The organism is Sinorhizobium meliloti (assembly GCF_017876815.1).
In the GTDB taxonomy this organism is placed as follows: domain Bacteria; phylum Pseudomonadota; class Alphaproteobacteria; order Rhizobiales; family Rhizobiaceae; genus Sinorhizobium; species Sinorhizobium meliloti.
Genome location: NZ_JAGIOS010000002.1, coordinates 669,648 through 685,296, shown reverse-complemented (window position 1 = coordinate 685,296; position 15,649 = coordinate 669,648). Strand labels below are relative to the sequence as shown.

At 64.7% G+C, this 15,649-nt stretch carries 12 protein-coding genes; 7 read left to right on the top strand and 5 right to left on the bottom strand.

The window, feature by feature from the left end:
* Positions 1-9: 9 nt before the first annotated feature.
* Together cyaK and JOH52_RS22125 are read right to left on the bottom strand one after the other, a co-directional pair.
* Positions 10-1,959, bottom strand: a complete 1,950-nt coding sequence (gene cyaK / locus JOH52_RS22130; RefSeq protein WP_014530118.1) for an adenylate cyclase CyaK — start codon at positions 1,957-1,959, stop codon at positions 10-12.
* Positions 1,959-5,531, bottom strand: coding sequence for a FecR domain-containing protein (locus JOH52_RS22125; protein WP_014530119.1), 3,573 nt, complete (start codon positions 5,529-5,531; stop codon positions 1,959-1,961). The genes cyaK and JOH52_RS22125 overlap by 1 nt, the downstream gene beginning before the upstream one ends.
* A 130-nt stretch (positions 5,532-5,661) precedes the next feature.
* Here JOH52_RS22125 and JOH52_RS22120 point away from each other — a divergent pair, with 130 nt between their 5' ends.
* Entirely contained in the window at positions 5,662-6,207 is a 546-nt protein-coding gene (locus JOH52_RS22120; RefSeq protein WP_003536889.1) for a Pycsar system effector family protein, read from the top strand.
* Positions 6,208-6,271: 64 nt separating this feature from the next.
* Here JOH52_RS22120 and JOH52_RS22115 read toward each other — a convergent pair whose 3' ends face one another.
* A complete protein-coding gene (locus tag JOH52_RS22115) occupies positions 6,272-6,958 on the bottom strand; it encodes a GntR family transcriptional regulator (protein ID WP_003536888.1) in 687 nt (228 codons plus the stop codon).
* 197 nt (positions 6,959-7,155) lie between these two features.
* On the opposite strand from JOH52_RS22115, the gene JOH52_RS22110 reads away from it, so the two are divergent.
* The 6 genes from JOH52_RS22110 (at position 7,156) to JOH52_RS22085 (ending at position 14,173) form a co-directional block, all read left to right on the top strand.
* On the top strand, positions 7,156-8,202 hold the full coding sequence (locus JOH52_RS22110; RefSeq protein WP_014530120.1) for a 4-hydroxythreonine-4-phosphate dehydrogenase PdxA: 1,047 nt from the start codon (positions 7,156-7,158) through the stop codon (positions 8,200-8,202).
* Positions 8,203-8,277: 75 nt separating this feature from the next.
* On the top strand, positions 8,278-9,264 hold the full coding sequence (locus tag JOH52_RS22105; protein WP_003536886.1) for a tripartite tricarboxylate transporter substrate binding protein: 987 nt from the start codon (positions 8,278-8,280) through the stop codon (positions 9,262-9,264).
* 18 nt (positions 9,265-9,282) lie between these two features.
* Entirely contained in the window at positions 9,283-9,870 is a 588-nt protein-coding gene (locus JOH52_RS22100; protein ID WP_003536885.1) for a tripartite tricarboxylate transporter TctB family protein, read from the top strand.
* A 34-nt stretch (positions 9,871-9,904) separates the two neighbouring features.
* On the top strand, positions 9,905-11,443 hold the full coding sequence (locus JOH52_RS22095) for a tripartite tricarboxylate transporter permease (RefSeq protein ID WP_003536884.1): 1,539 nt from the start codon (positions 9,905-9,907) through the stop codon (positions 11,441-11,443).
* A gap of 53 nt (positions 11,444-11,496) precedes the next feature.
* A complete protein-coding gene (locus JOH52_RS22090; protein WP_107010442.1) occupies positions 11,497-12,438 on the top strand; it encodes a sugar phosphate isomerase/epimerase family protein in 942 nt (313 codons plus the stop codon).
* A gap of 16 nt (positions 12,439-12,454) precedes the next feature.
* The gene (locus JOH52_RS22085; RefSeq protein ID WP_014530121.1) at positions 12,455-14,173 is read left to right on the top strand and encodes a dihydroxyacetone kinase family protein; all 1,719 of its coding nucleotides are present in this window, start codon (positions 12,455-12,457) and stop codon (positions 14,171-14,173) included.
* 150 nt (positions 14,174-14,323) lie between these two features.
* Here JOH52_RS22085 and JOH52_RS22080 read toward each other — a convergent pair whose 3' ends face one another.
* Positions 14,324-14,938 carry a DapH/DapD/GlmU-related protein gene (locus JOH52_RS22080; protein ID WP_003530637.1) on the bottom strand — a complete coding sequence of 205 codons (615 nt, stop codon included), beginning with the start codon at positions 14,936-14,938 and terminating at the stop codon, positions 14,324-14,326.
* Positions 14,935-15,642 (bottom strand): phosphonate C-P lyase system protein PhnL, encoded by a 708-nt coding sequence (gene phnL / locus JOH52_RS22075; protein ID WP_003530635.1) that lies wholly within the window; start codon positions 15,640-15,642, stop codon positions 14,935-14,937. The genes JOH52_RS22080 and phnL overlap by 4 nt, the downstream gene beginning before the upstream one ends.
* Between the last annotated feature and the right edge of the window lie 7 nt (positions 15,643-15,649).

The following is a 15,649-nucleotide window of genomic DNA, read 5'->3' as shown; positions in this document are numbered from 1 at the left end:
CGCCTTCCGCTATTTCAGCAGCCGTTCCCGCTCACGCTCGTAATAGCGCGCGAGCGGCGGCAGCGCCGCCTTGAGTTCATCGAACAAGCCGTCATCGGCAGCGATCTCGCCGCTGTATTTCCGGGCGAGGTAGGCGCGGTGGCGTTCGAGCGCCGGTTCCGAAGCGCCGTCGGCCAGGGTGAAGACGGGGGAGACCGCGCTGCGTCCCTTGACGGTGATGCGGTCGAGCTCGGCAACCGCAAATTTCCGGGCGGCAAGTGTTGCCGTACGCTCGCCGAGGAGCAGCGGCACGCCGTAGTCCTTGGAGGCACCTTCGAGGCGGGAGGCGAGATTGACCGCGTCGCCCAGTGCCGAATAATCGAAGCGGCGGGCCGAGCCCATATTGCCGACGACGCATTCGCCCGTGTTGATGCCGATGCCGATCCTCAGCGTCTTCGGCGGACGTCCCGCCGCTTTCGCCTCGGCTTCCAGCTCCGCGTTGAGATCGCCGAGGGCGGTGAGCATGTCGCGCGCCGCCTGAACGGCATGGACGGCATGGTCCGGATCGTCGAGCGGCGCGTTCCAGAATGCCATCAGGCAGTCGCCGATATATTTGTCGATCGTGCCGCGCCGGTTGAGCACCGCCTCCGAAAGAGGGGTCAGGAGCCGGTTGATGAGCGTCGTCAGCCCCTCCGGATCGTCCTTCATGTCCTCCGATATGGTGGTGAAGCCGCGAACGTCGCAGAAGAGTACCGTCAGCGTCCGTCTTTCGCCGCCGAGCTTCAATTGCGAGGGGTCTCTCGCCAGCCGCTCGACGAGCGCGGGCGAGAGATACTGCGAGAAGGCACGGGTGATCGCGCGTCGTCGTCGCCTTTCTTCCGCATAGTCGAGGCCGGCCTGCCCGACTGCCACGCCGAGAAAAGCAAGTGCCGGTGCGAGCGGCGAGACGAACACATGGGCGAGGCGCATCAGGCCGTAGCTTGCAAGAAAGATCAGAATAAGGGCGAGGGCGCCGTATCCGAGCGTCTTCCAGCTTGTCGACCCGAGGACGGCAAGGGCTGCGGCAAGGCTGGCGAGGACGATCGCGGTGACGGCGACCGCCGCTCCCGCCCGCTTGACGAACAGCCGGTGCACGAGATTGTCGTAGATGGTCGCGTGGATCTCGGCGCCGGCGACGAGACCGCGGGAAAAGACCGTGTCGGAGGTGGCGAAGGCATCGATGCCGCCGCCCGAGATGGTCGGGGCGTTCTGCAGGCTCAGGCCCACGATGACGACCCGACCGCGGAACGTTTCTTCCGGAAGGAAACTTTCGGGGTCGAGCGCCTGATAGTAGGAAACGGTCGGGTAGGTGCGCGCCGGGCCGAAGGTCTGCATCAGGGCTCGTCTCGGCGGATGGGCAGGTTTTGCACCGGCGACGGTTGCGAGCGTCACGGCCAAGCCGTCTGGATAGGAGGGAATCTGCCTGAGCGTGCCGTCGCCGCTGAGGTCGACCGAGGCGATGCCCACCTTGGCGCCCCGCTCCAGAAAGACGGGAAGAGGCTCGGTCCGGACGAACTGCTCTGCCTGCGGTGTCCGGATCAGCGTCTCGTCGCCGGCAAGCACCACATCGGACCCGAGGACTTCGGCAAGCGCCTGATCGTTCTCCGGCGCGGCGGCCGGTTCGGCGAAGATCACGTCGAGTGCGATCGCCCTGGCGCCGGCGACTCTCAGCGCCTGGATCAGCCGGGCGTGCAGGGCGCGCGGCCAAGGCCACTGGCTGCCGATCTCGGCCATAGACGGTTCGTCAATCGCGACGATAACGGGGCCGTCTTCCGGTAGCGTTGGCCGGCCGACGATCGAGAGATAGTCATAGGCGCGCAGGTCCACCAGCGACCACGTACCGGTCAGCGAGACAGCCGAGACGAGGGCGGCCACGAAGGCCGTCAGCGCGGCAAGCTTTACCCGCCGGGAGGAAAGGCGAAGCTCGCGAAAGTCGTTCATCAGAACCGCACTTTGACGGTGCCCTTGACCGTGGGACCCCAGCCGGGCAGCCCGTCGCGCACCTCGAACTCCTCGTCCAGAAGGTTGAAGCCGGCGAGTTCGACTTCGAACCGCTTGTCGAAGGGCTCCCATTGGAGAGCGGCGTCGACCGTCCAGAAGTCGTCGTGGGTTATCGAACCCTCCGCTCGCTCGCCTACGTAGTTGGCGGCGACGGTCGTTTTGATGTTGGCTGTGCTGACAAAGGTGAGTGCCACTTGGCCCGAATATTCCGGCAGGAAGGGCAGATCGCCGCCGGCGCCTGCCGACCGGTCCTCGCTTTCCGTGCGGGCCATCGTCGCCGATAGGCCGAATCCGTGACCGAGCGCGAGGTTTGCGGTTAATGCCACGCGGTCGATGCGGCCCTTGTCGAAAGGGAAATCCGTCAGTGCGAAGAAGGGGCTGGTGACCGGGATGGCAATTGAACCGTCGCGGATTTCCTGGTGCTGGTAGTCGACGGCTGTAAAGAGCCAGTCGTTCCACTCGGCATCCCAGCGCAAGGCCAGCGTGTCGGCATAGCCGCCCGTGCCGATCAGGAACTGGTTGGGCTGCAGTCCGACGATGCCGACTGGCGCAAGCGTGGCAGAGCCGAAATTATAGCCGTCGCGCTGAACGGCGGCGCGCAGCCAATGGCCCTCGGCCGGTGCCCAGGCGATCCCGAGTCTCGGCTCAAGCCGGATATTGTTGTCGTTGACGTCCTCTATGTAACGGGCGAACAGGGCGCCTTCGACTTTGAGGTCCGGGGTCATTTCATAGAGGACATCAACATAGGCTTTCGCCACCGCTTGCGTGGACGAGTCGAAGACGGCCGGTGAACTGTCCGACCGGACCTTCCCGCCCTCAACGCCATAGCGCCACGTCAGGTCCCCATCTCCATACAAGTGGTTCACTGCAGCGATATAGGTCCGCTCCTTCGTTTCAAGATCGATGGTCCCTCCAGCGCCGCTGGCATCCAGAATGGATAGGCTATCACCGGTGCGGAGTTCCCTGAAAAACAACGCGGCGTTTCCGACGTTGCGGTATCCGAATGTATGGCTCCATGCGAGCCCGGAAATGAGGCCGGAAGACTCGTCCCCTATCTCAAGGTCAGGCGGAACAGGCAGAAATTGCTGTGTCTCCTCGATATCGGAATAGTTCGCGAAGACTACAATGCGGTCATCGGGCGTCGGACTGGCCGTAACGTAGCCGTTGCCTCCGATTATCCGCAGCTCTCGTTCCACTCGGGCGCCTCCGAGATCGACCACATCCTTCGGCTCCTCCCACTGGAACGTCCCGTAGACGCTGATCGGGAACGGCGAGACGGTAAATCCGCGAACGGCCGCTTCCCCGACCCATCCGGTATGATCGTCATTGGCGATGAACCCGCCGCCGAGCTCCGTCTCGAAAAAGGGCGAACGCAGCAGGTTGACCGTTCGCTCGCGGCTGGCGAGCATATGCGGTTCGATCAGAAGCCCCTGGATGAGAGCGGAAAAGCTCGTGGTATTGACCGTGTTCGTGACGGCGTTGGCGGCGAAATCGTAGGCGTTGAAGAAGGGATTGACGCTGCCGCGGACCGCCTGGTCGACATAGCTGGCACCGGTGAAGGGATCGAAGACGGCGTCGCCGTAATATTGGCCCCAGGCATCCAAACCCTGCAGGCGGAAGGCGTCGTTGAGCGTCGATCCTTGTTCCTGGTTGGCGCCGAGTGCCGCCGTGTCGCCGCCCTTGGCGCGGGTGCGGCGCAGGGCTTCCTGAGCGTTGCGAATGGCCGCGTCGGCGTCGTAGGCGTCGATCGCGATCGCGGTTCTGACCGTCGCGACGACGGGATCGTTCGGGTCGAGCCTGTCGGCATTGTCGAGCGCCTGAGCTGCCGGAATGCGGTCGCCCTTCTCGTAATGCGCGGCCGCGAGCAGGAGCTGTGCGTTCGAGTAGGCCGGATTGGCCGTCGAGCCGGCGAGCAGGTCTTCGACCGCCTTGTCGGCCTCGCCGTTCTGCATGTGATAGCGGCCGCGTGCCACCAGCGCCACGTCGAAGGAGGGATCGACGGAAAGCGCGGCGTCGATCTCCCGCTTCGCCTCGGCCATCCGCATCTCGTCCATGTATTGTATTGCGAGGTTTGCGTGGGAGACGGGATCGAGCGGATCGAGCGCAATCGCCTGCTTGAAGGCAGCCTCGGCGGCACGGTTGTCGCCGCGCGCGCCCTGGACCAGTCCGAGGGAATTCCAGATGGAGGAGGAGCCCGGAGCGGTTTTCAGCGCCCTTTCGAGATCAGCAAGGGCGCCCTCGAGATCGTTGTCGATGTGATAGCGGTAGTGGGCGCGCGCCTCGAGCGCAGTCGGGTCGTCTGGATCGATCGATAGCGCCCGCTCGACACCGTCGCGAAGCTCGTCGCGGTCATCCAGCAGGAGGGCGAGCTGCGCGCGTGCCGCGGGCAGGGTCGGGTCGTCGGGATATTGCTGCTCGGCCTTCTTGATCACCGCGATCGCCGCGGGGATGTCTTCCCGGAAGCCGGCAGTCCAGGCCCGGGCCATGCCCGCATAGCGGCCGCTTGCGTTGCGCGGCGGCTCCTCCACGCGGGCAGGATCGGCGAGCCCGCGCGCAAAATAGCCGCCATAGGCCGCGATCGTACGGCGGCTCGGGTCGAGGCCGCGTTCGGCCCTGGCGAACAGACGCGCCGCCTCTTCGTAGCGGTTCGAAGAACCGGCGATCAATGCCTTGACGAGGTCGGCACGTGCCGCCTGGGAGCGGGTCAGGCCCCGGCTCGCGGCTTCCGCGAGCGCGGCCTGAGCCTTGTCGCGGCCATTCAGGGAAAGATAAATCTCGGCAAGCGTCAGCCATTCCTCGGCCGGGCGGGATGCTGCCGGCGAGGCCTCGATGCGCGCACGCTCGCGGCGCATCTCGGGAACGCTGAAGGGCGTGGCCGGCATCCAGACGAAGGCATTGCGGAGCGACAGATGAAAGAGCATCTGCTCGCGGTCCTTCGGCGTAACGATCACGATCTTCGCCGGCGCGCTGCCGATCGCGGCAACGGCGCCTTCGCCCTGCTTCACCGTCACGCTGCCATAGGCATTGCTGAGTTCGACGACGCCTTCGAGGACGACGAGCGAAGTCTTTCCGTCGGCGCCGACCGTCAGCGTCCAGTCGGTACCGCGGATGGCGGCGGCTGCGGCCGGCGTATCGATGACCAGGCCCTCGCCGCCACGCTCGGCGCGGGCCCAGATCGTACCCGATTCCAGCCCGAGATTCGTGTCGCCCGCCCCGATCTGCTTGACGCGCAGCGCGGTATTGCGCCCCAGCCTTATCTGCGTGTGATCTCTGAAGAGGACGGCCAGCGCGCCCCTTGCGTTGGTGCGCAGCACGTCGCCGGGAAGCAGGTCCTGGGCGAGGTCGACGACCCGCCAGTTGGAAACGTCGACGAAGCGCACCTCCTCGCCGGATTTGCGGGCAATGACGGAGCCGGCCGCGGGTGACGGGCGCGGAACCGGCTCGGCAAGCGCCCACAAGGGCGCAAAAAGCGTCACCGCGGCAAGCAATGCCCCCGTTCTTCTTCCCCGCATTCCCGAAATACCCCTCGCTATAGTGAATCCAGTGGATTTATAGGGAGGAAAAGTCAAGAGCCCAGTTTTGGGCGTATCTCTTTACTGGTGGAGTGTAATAAAGAGGAGACGAAATAGAGGGGAGTGGCGGATGGAATCAGGGGGAAATCTGTACAGGCTCGATCCTCCAAGTGAAGGAGCCGGGCCGGATGCGGCGCTGGGGGCCTATTACGACCACATCAGGAAGATCAACGACGTCTTTGCCGATCAGATAAAGACGTCCGATCAGAAGGCGGCTTATATCTTCACTTTCATGTTCGCCTTTCTGGTCACTTCGCAAGAAGGGCGGAGCGTCTTTGCCTGGCAGCGCTATGCGGAGGGCAGCACCGTCACGATGGTATTCTCGGCTATGCTGGCGCTTGCATCGATCTTCTCGATCGTTTCGGCGATCCTCGTGGTCCTGCCCAGGAAGAGCGCAACCTCGACGACGCTGTTCTGGGGCGCCTGGTCCCGTCATCGGGAAGGTTTCATGCGGGCAGCGGGGGCCGGCGATCAGGACTTTCTCTTCCGTCAATACGCCGAGAACGCAGACGCGCTCGCGGCGATCGCCTGCGGCAAATACCGCTGCGTCAGCTTCGCCTTCCACGGGCTGCTCGTAACGGTGCTTTCCTATATCTGTCTGCTGGCGGTGAAGTGATCGGCGCGGAGGGTGATACCCCCCTCTGGCCTGTCAGAGGGGGTTATTTTGCCTCGCGTCCGCCCTAAACCGCGTCGCGCACCCGCTCCCAGGCCCTCGTCAGATGAAGCCCCAGCACTTCCGATAGCCTGGCTTTGTCGCGCGCTTCCAGAGCGGCGATCATTTCCTGATGTTCGGCGACCGCTGCGGCCCATTTCTCCGGGCCTTCATGGCCGATGAAGCGGATGCGCTTCAGCCGCGTCTGCAGCATGGCATGCATGTCGGCCAGGGCAGCATTGCCCGAAAGCCGGGCGATGGCGGAGTGGATGTCCTGGTTGAGCTTGTAATATTGCATCCGGTCGCCCGCCTCGTAGCGGCGCACCATTTCGTCGTGGAGCGCCCGCACTTCGGCGATCTCCGCATCCGTCGCGGTCTCGCAGGCAAGCCTGCCTGCGAGCTCCTCCAGGGTCTGCAGCACGGTGAGCATGTCCCGGACGTCCTTGGCGCTGAAGCGCTTGACGACGGCGCCGCGGCTCGGGACGAGCTCCACCAGGCCTTCGCTCGCAAGATACTTGATCGCCTCGCGCAGCGGCGTGCGCGATACGCCGAGCTGCTCGCCCAGTTGCCCCTCGTGCAGACGGGTTCCTGGCGGAAGGTCGCCCTCGATGATCATGTCGCGCAGATGGCTGACCAGCGTGTCGTGCAGTGCGGTGCGCCGGATGGGTCCCGGGCCGCCTATGGGCCGCTGCTCCAGTGATTTGATTTCGTTCATTTTTCTCGTCTGAGCTTCGGACCGCCGCGCGGCCCTTCCCCTTGAGTATGCGCGATTGAATCAGCGCCGTTCATTCAAGCATGGAGACTGCCCCTGACGTCGTCAACAGAAAATGCTGCATACAGAATGCAAAAGACTTGATGCAGAATTTTGAATGACGTATGAGACATCGAAGCATGAAGCGGAGGACATCTCGAATGACGACATCAGGAGCGGACGGAACGAAGGAGCGGCGCCCTGTGATTGCGCTGGCCATGGGCGACCCCGCGGGAATCAGCCCGGAACTGACGGCGCGGCTGCTGGCCCTTTCCGACATCCGCGACGCGGCGCACATCATCGCCATCGGCGATCGCCGCATCCTCGACGAGGGCGCCCGGGTGGCCGGCGTCACGCTGGATCTGGAAGCCGCTTCGCTCGACGCGCTCGACAACGCCGGCACCGCCCGCCACGTCTTCGTGGATCTCGCCCATCTCGATCCGGCCGATGTGGTGCGCGGCGAGGCGACGCTGGCCGGCGGCACCTTCGCCACACGCAATTTCCGCACCGCGCTCGAACTCGCCCATGCGGGCAAGGCCGATGCCGTCTGCTTCACGCCCTTCAACAAGAAGGCGATGCGCTTTGCCTATCCCGGCTATGACGACGAGATCCGCTTCGTCGCCGACGTGCTTTCCTTCACCGGAAAAGTTCGTGAATTCAATGTTCTCGAAAAGGTGTGGAACGCGCGGGTGACGTCGCATATCCCGCTCAAGGACGTGGCATCCCACCTGTCGGTGGACGCGATCCTTGCCGAACTCAAACTGACGCAGGCCTGCCTCAAGGATGCCGGCTACGAGGAGGCGAAGATCGCAGTTGCGGGACTCAATCCGCATGCCGGCGACGGCGGCAGCTTCGGCATGGAAGAGATCGACATCATCGAGCCGGCGGTCGAGAAGGCCAGGGCGCTCGGCTTTAATGTCGAGGGGCCGTTCCCGGCCGATACGGTCTTCCTCCGGGCGCTGAAGGAAGGCTTCAACGCGGTGATGACCATGTATCACGATCAGGGTCAGATCGCCATGAAGATCATCGGCTTCGACAAGGGTGTGACGATGATGGGCGGACTGCCGTTCCCGCTCTGCACGCCCGCCCACGGCACCGCCTACGACATCGCCGGCAAGGGTATCGCCGATATAGGCGCAACACGCGAGGCGATCCTGCTTGCAGCCCGCATGGCGAAGAAAAAGAGGGCGCTTTCGGCTGCTGCCTGAATTCGCACGCTTTCGATGAATACCGGCGTGAGGGGAGGTCTCGCGCCGCAATCCAACTCAACGGGAGGACCACGCATGAAAAAATCCGTCTCCATCGCAGTAATCGCGGCCGCCGCTTTCGGCCTTGCCGCGCCGGCATCGGCCTTCGAGCCGAACCGCCCGGTCGAATTCGTCGTCACCGCCGGCCCCGGCGGCGGTACCGATATCTTCGCGCGCACCATCCAGGCGATCATCGGCAAGTACGAGCTGATGAAGGCACCGGTCGTCGTCACCAACAAGGGCAGCGCCGGCGGCGCGGAAGGCTTCGTCTACACGGCTGGCTACAAGGGCGATCCCTACAAGCTCGCCTTCGGCACCAACAATGCCTACCTGCTGCCGGTCCGCGCCAAGGTGCCCTATACGTCCGAGGACCTGACGCCGGTCGCCTCGCTCGCGTCCGACGAGTTCGTGCTTTGGGTCAATGGCAAGGCGGACTACGCGACGGCTGCCGATTTCGTGGCCAAGGCGAAGGAAGGCGGCCTGAAGATCGGCGGCAGCCAGTCCAAGGACGCCGACCAGATCCTGACCTCGATGATCAACGACGCAACCGGCGCCAAGATCAACTACATCCCCTTCAAGAGCGGCGGCGAGGCGGCCGTTCAGCTTGCCGGCGAGCACCTCGACGCCAATGTCAACAATCCGAGCGAGAACCTCGGTCAATGGCAGGCCGGCATGATCAAGCCACTCTGCGTCTTCAAGAGCGCGAAGTTCACGAGCGACGCCAAGGTCGCCGGCGACAAGGCCTGGAGCGATATCCCGACCTGCAAGGAAGCCGGCATTCCGATCGAAAACTACTCGATGCCGCGCACCGTCTGGCTGCCGGCCGGCGTCGAACCTGAGGTCGTCCAGTTCTATGCGGATGTCCTGCGCAAGGTTTCCGAGACGCCGGAATGGGCGAAATATCTCGCCGACAGCTCGCAGTCTCCCGGCTATGTGACCGGCGACGAACTCAAAGCCGTCATCGAAAAGGATGGCGCGACGGTCGGCGAAGTGCTGAAGCGCGAAGGCTGGCTCGCCAACTAAGTACCGGTCGATGGGCGCTTGGGACCCAGGGAAGAGGATGCGGGCAGAACCGCATCCATCCTCGGCCTCTCGAACGCCCATTCTCTGCTCGGAAAGGTCACGATCATGAGTGAGAAAAGTGCGAATGGGGTCAGCCGTTTTGCGGTGGAACTCGGCGTCGCCGCGCTGACCGGTGCCTTCGGCATCGCTGTCTGCTACGGCTCCCTCGACATCGGTGCGGGCTGGACAGATATGGGTCCGGATGCAGGCTATTTCCCCTTCTATATCGGCCTGCTCATCGTTCTCGGCAGCCTCGCCAATATCGGGCACGCATTTTTCAAGCATCGCGGTACGGGCGAGGTCTTCCTCGACGGCGCCCGCGCCAGAGTGGTCGCCTCTTTCCTGCTACCGGTTGCGGCCTTCGCCGCCGTTTCCGCCTGGCTGGGGCTCTATGTCGGAACGGCGCTCTACATCGCCGCGACGATGCTCTTCCAGGGGCGCTACAAATGGTGGATCGCGATCCCCGCAGGACTCGGGGTCTCGATCTTCTTTTTCATCGTTTTCGAAATCGGCTTCCAGGTTCCGCTGCTGAAGGGACCGGTCGAGGCCTGGTTCGGAATCTACTGACCCGCAAGGGTGCAGTGCTTGCGGGAGGAATGACATGGAAAATATCGGTCTTCTGATCGATGGCTTCGGCCACATCCTCAGCTGGAACCACATCCTGCTGATGATCGTCGGCGTGACGCTCGGCATCCTCGTCGGCGTGCTGCCGGGCCTCGGTGCGCCGAACGGTGTGTCGCTGCTCCTGCCGCTGACCTTCTCCATGGACCCGATCTCGGCGATCATCCTCCTGTCCTGCATGTATTGGGGCGCGCTTTTCGGCGGCTCGACCACGTCGATCCTCTTCAACATTCCGGGCGAGCCCTCCTCGGTCGCCACGACATTCGACGGCTATCCCATGGCGAGAGCCGGCCATGCGAGCCGGGCGCTCACGCTCGCCTTCGTTTCGGCCGGCCTCGGCGCGCTTGCCGGCGTCGTCATGATCACGCTGCTTTCGGGCTGGGTGGCGAACTTTGCACTCAAATTCTCCTCGCCCGAATATTTCGCCGTCTACTTCCTCGCCTTTGCGAGCTTCATCTCGATGGGCGCGCAGTCGCCCTTCAAGACGCTCGTCTCGATGATGCTCGGCTTTGCGCTCGCCTCGATCGGCATGGATACGATATCCGGCAATCTGAGGCTCACCTTCGACATTCCCGAACTGATCAAGGGCGTGAGCTTCCTGATTGCCGTCATGGGACTCTTCGGCATCGGCGAACTCCTGCTGACGACGGAAGAGGGGCTGCGCTTCGAAGGCATCAAGGCTCGGGTGCGTCTCTCCGAGATCGGCAGGACGCTGATCGAGATCCCGCGCTACTGGCTGACGATCGCCCGCTCGACGATCATCGGCATCTGGATGGGGATCACGCCGGCCGGCCCGACCGCCGCCTCCTTCATGAGCTATGGCGTCGCCCGGCGCTCGGCGCGCGACAAGTCGATGTTCGGCAAGGGCGATCCGCGCGGCATCGTCGCGCCGGAGACGGCCGACCATTCCGCCGGCACATCGGCCCTGCTGCCGATGCTGGCGCTCGGCGTCCCGGGTTCCGCCACCGCCGCGGTGATGATGGGCGGGTTGATGATCTGGGGCCTGACGCCCGGCCCGATGCTCTTCACCGATCGCCCGGACTTCGTCTGGGGTCTGATCGCCTCCATGTATCTCGGCAATGTCGTCGCCGTCTTCCTCGTGATCGCGACGGTGCCGCTTTACGCCTCGATCCTGCGCGTGCCGTTCTCGATCATCGGACCGATCATCGTCGCGGTGATCTTCTCGGGGGCCTACCAGGTCGCGAACTCCGTCTCGGACATCTTCATGGTGATCGGCTTCGGTCTCCTCGGCTATGTGTTCAAGAAGCTCGACTACCCGCTGGCGCCGCTGGTTCTCGCCATGGTGCTCGGCGACAAGGCGGAAGACGCCTTCCGCCAGTCGATGCTGATGTCGGGCGGCAGCCTCGACATCTTCTGGTCGAACGGCCTTGTCTCCGCCCTGATGGCCGTCGCCCTTGCGCTGCTTCTGTCGCCGCTCTTCTTCTGGCTGATCGGCACATTGCGCAAGCGCAAGAACGAGGTTGCCGCTTCGAGCGGCGACGGCAACGCGGCGGCCTGACCGGCTGCCTCGTCCGGTACCCCTAGTTCCAATTCAATCCCGAGGAGTCCGCCATGGCGCCGCGCAAATGGAACCGTGACAACTGGCCGATTGCGGCCGCGATGATCCAGTACCCCAACCTTCTGCCGGACGGCCGATCGGTGCAGGACCAGACGGTCGAGGAGTGGGCGGCGACGCTCGCCGACGTGGTCGATGCCGGCTTCACGGAACTGGACCCGACTGACAGCTGGATACGGCTGGCGGATCTTTCGGCGGAAAGGCTCGATGAATTCGTGGGTCTGACCCGGTCTCTCGGCCTCACGATACCGGCGATCTCCACCTCGCGGCGCAGCCTCATAGACCCGGAACATGGCGAGGAATACCTCGCCTATGGACACCGGGTCATCGAGGCGGCCGCCGCCGTAGGCGCCGGTTCCGTGTCCTTCGGCTTCTTCGGCCCGCTGACGGAGGCGCAGAAGAAAGTGCTCTGGTTCTGGACGGTCGACGGCGTGAAGAACCCCGACGACGCGGGAACCTGGCAGTTGGCGGTTTCGCGTGTTCGCGAACTCGGCCGCCATGCCGAAGAACTCGGCATCGAAGTTTCGCTGGAGATGTACGAGGACACCTATCTGGGCACGGCTGACAGTTCCGTGCGCTTCGTTAAGGAGGTCGGCCTCGCCAATGTCGGCATCAATGCCGATCTCGGCAATCTCATCCGCCTGCACCGGCCCGTGGAACATTGGCAGGAAATGATGGCGAAGGTTGCGCCTTTTGCCAAATACTGGCACGTCAAGAACTACAACCGCACGGAAGATCCGGCATCGGGCGTCATCGTCACCCATCCGGCCCCGCTCGAATTCGGCCTGATCAACTATCGGGCGGCAATTCGCATGGCGCTGGCGCATGGCTTCGACAGTCCCTTCCTCTGCGAGCATTACGGCGGTGACGGCCTTTCCGTCAGCGCCGCCAATCGCGACTATCTGAGGCGTATCCTGCCTCGACAAGAAGGACATTGAAGGGGACATTGAAGCGATGACCACGATCTTTGACGCTCCGGAAGATTTCGCCACGACCGCACTCGCCGGTTTCGCAGCGATCTATCAGCGCAACGTCCGCCTGGTGAAGGGCGGCGTCGTGCGCTCGACCAAGGTGCCGAAGGGCAAGGTCGCCGTCGTGGTCGGCGGCGGCTCGGGACATTACCCGGCCTTTGCCGGTTATGTCGGGCCGGGGCTCGCCGACGCGGCGGTCGCCGGCGATGTCTTTGCCTCGCCCTCGACTGCCGCGGTAGCCCGCGTCTGCCGCCATGCCGACCAGGGCGGCGGAGTGCTTCTCGGCTTCGGCAATTACGCCGGCGACGTCCTGAATTTCGGGGTTGCTGCCGAACGGCTTCGCTCCGAAGGCATCGACGTGCGCATCCTGCCGGTGACCGACGACGTGGCGAGTGCGCCCGCGGAAACGTCTGCCAAGCGCCGCGGGATTGCCGGCGACCTCGTCGTCTTCAAGATTGCCGGCGCGGCAGCCGAAGCCGGCAAGTCGCTCGACGAGGTCGAACGGCTCGCGCGTCATGCCAATGATCGGACGGTATCCTTCGGCGTCGCCTTCGGCGGCTGCACGCTTCCGGGTGCTGCCGGCCCGCTCTTCACCGTGCCGAAGGGCCAGATGGCGCTCGGGCTCGGCATTCACGGCGAACCGGGCGTCAGCGAGGAGACGATCGCGACGGCGAGCGATCTCGCAAAGCTCCTTACCGGCAAGCTTCTTGCCGAGCGCCCCGAGGGCTCCAGGAAGGTGGCCGCCGTGCTGAACGGCCTCGGCTCGACCAAATATGAAGAACTCTTCGTGCTCTGGACGGCGGTCGCCAGACAGCTCAATGACGCGGGTCTTGAAATCGTCGACCCCGAATGCGGCGAATTCGTCACCAGCCTCGACATGCAGGGCTGCTCGCTCACCCTTCTCTGGCTGGACGAAGAGCTGGAGGCGCTCTGGCGCGCGCCCACGGATGCGCCGGTGCTGCGCAAGGGCGTGATCATTGCCGCCGAACCGGCGACCGACGAGATCGTAGACGCCGACGGACCGCAGTCTTTCGGCCCTGCATCGGACGCCTCGAAGGAAAGCGGCAAATGCATCGCCCGGCTGATCGGCAATATTGCCGAGGCGCTCAAGGAGGCGGAAGAGGAGCTCGGCCGCATCGACGCCTTTGCCGGCGACGGCGATCACGGCCAGGGCATGCGCCGCGGTTCTGCCGCCGCATTCGACGCAGCACAGACCGCGGTCGTGGCGGGGGCAGGGGCTGCAAGCGTACTTGCTGCCGCGGGCGACGCCTGGGCGGACCGCGCCGGCGGCACCTCGGGCGCCATCTGGGGCCTGGCTCTGCGCTCCTGGAGCAATGCCCTCAGCGATGAGGATAAGGTGAGCGACGCGGCGATCGTGAAGGGCTCCCGCCTCGCACTCGACGGCGTCACGCGCCTCGGCCGCGCGCGGGTGGGCGACAAGACGCTGGTCGACGCGCTGGTGCCCTTCGTGGCGACGCTGGAAAGGGAATCCGCCGCCGGCAGGCCGCTTGTGGAAGCCTGGAACGCGGCGGCCAAGGCCGCACAAGAGGCCGCCGATGCGACCTCCGCGCTGACCCCGAAACTCGGCCGGGCGCGGCCGCTGGCCGAAAAGAGCATCGGCCACCCGGATGCGGGTGCGGTCTCGCTGGCGCTGGTGGCACGGGTCGCGGGTGCGTTTTTGAGGGAAGCTGCGGCGGGTTGATACGCTTGCGGCGGCGGATTTGCCCCTCACCCTAGCCCTCTCCCCGCATGCGGGGAGAGGGGACTTAAGGGTCTGCGGCTTGTCCCTTCTCCCCGTCGAAACGGGGAGAAGGTCGCGGCAGCGGGATGAGGGGTATCATATGCGCGGCGCCTAACTATACCGCACAAGAAACTCCTCCGCCGTCAGTTCCCGGAAATCGTCCAGCGCGTGGCGCAGCTTGGCGTGATCCCAATCCCACCAGGCGAGCCGGTCCATGGCTTCGCCGATCCTGGCTGTGAAGCGGTCGCGGATGAGTTTCGCAGGGACCCCGCCGACGATCGTGTAGGGCGCGACGTCCTTGGAGACGACGGCGCCGGCGCCGATCACGGCTCCGTTGCCGACGCTCACGCCGGGCAGGACCGTAGCGCCGTGGCCGATCCAGACGTCGTGGCCGATCGTCACCCGGTTCTGCCGCCGCCAGGCGAAGAGATCGTGGTCGGGCTCCGCATCGTCCCAGTACATAGGTGCGCGATAGGTGAAATGATGCAGCGTCGCCCGCCAAGTCGGGTGGTTGGTGGCATTGATGCGCACGGCCGCGGCGATGTTGACGAATTTGCCGACCGTCGCGCACCAGATCGAACCGTCCTGCATGATGTAGGAATAGTCGCCGAACTCGACCTCGTCGAGGCGCGAGCGTTCCTGGACTTCGGTGTAGCGGCCGAGGGTCGAGTTCACGACGCTCGCAGTCGGATGGATGGTGGGTTCGGGGCCGAGTTTCTGGCTCATGCGGCGTATTTCCTCGGCGAGAATTCCGAGACGTCGATGATGCGATCGGCGACCGCCTCGCGCACCTCCTCGTCATGGAAAATGCCGATCAGCGCCGTGCCGGCCGCCTTCTTCCCGGCGATCATTTCCACCACCACGGCGCGGTTCTTCGCGTCGAGCGACGCCGTCGGTTCGTCGAGGAGCAGGATCTTGTGGTCGGTGATGAAACCGCGGGCGATGTTGACCCGCTGCTGCTCGCCGCCGGAGAAGGTGGCCGGCGGCAGAGCCCAGAGTTCCCTCGGCAGGTTGAGCCTCGAAAGCAGCTCGGCCGCGCGCTCCCGCGCTTCCGTCGCCGCCACACCGCGTGCCTGCAAGGGCTCGGCGACGATGTCGAGGGCGGAGACGCGCGGCACGACACGCAGAAACTGGCTGACATAGCCGAGCGTCGTGCGGCGCACCTCGAGCACGGTGCGCGGCTCGGCCGTCGCGAGGTTCACCAGGCGGCCGTCATGTTCCACCAGGATCTGGCCTTCGTCGACGCCGTAATTTCCGTAGAGCATCTTGAGGATCGAGCTCTTGCCGACGCCGGAGGGGCCGCCGAGCACGACGCATTCGCCGGCCTTCACCGAGAAGGAGACATTCGCGACCACCGGCAGGCGCACGCCGTCGCGAAGGTGCATGGTGAAGCTTTTCGCGACTTCCGAGACAACGAGGGGAGTTGGCATGGTCTTT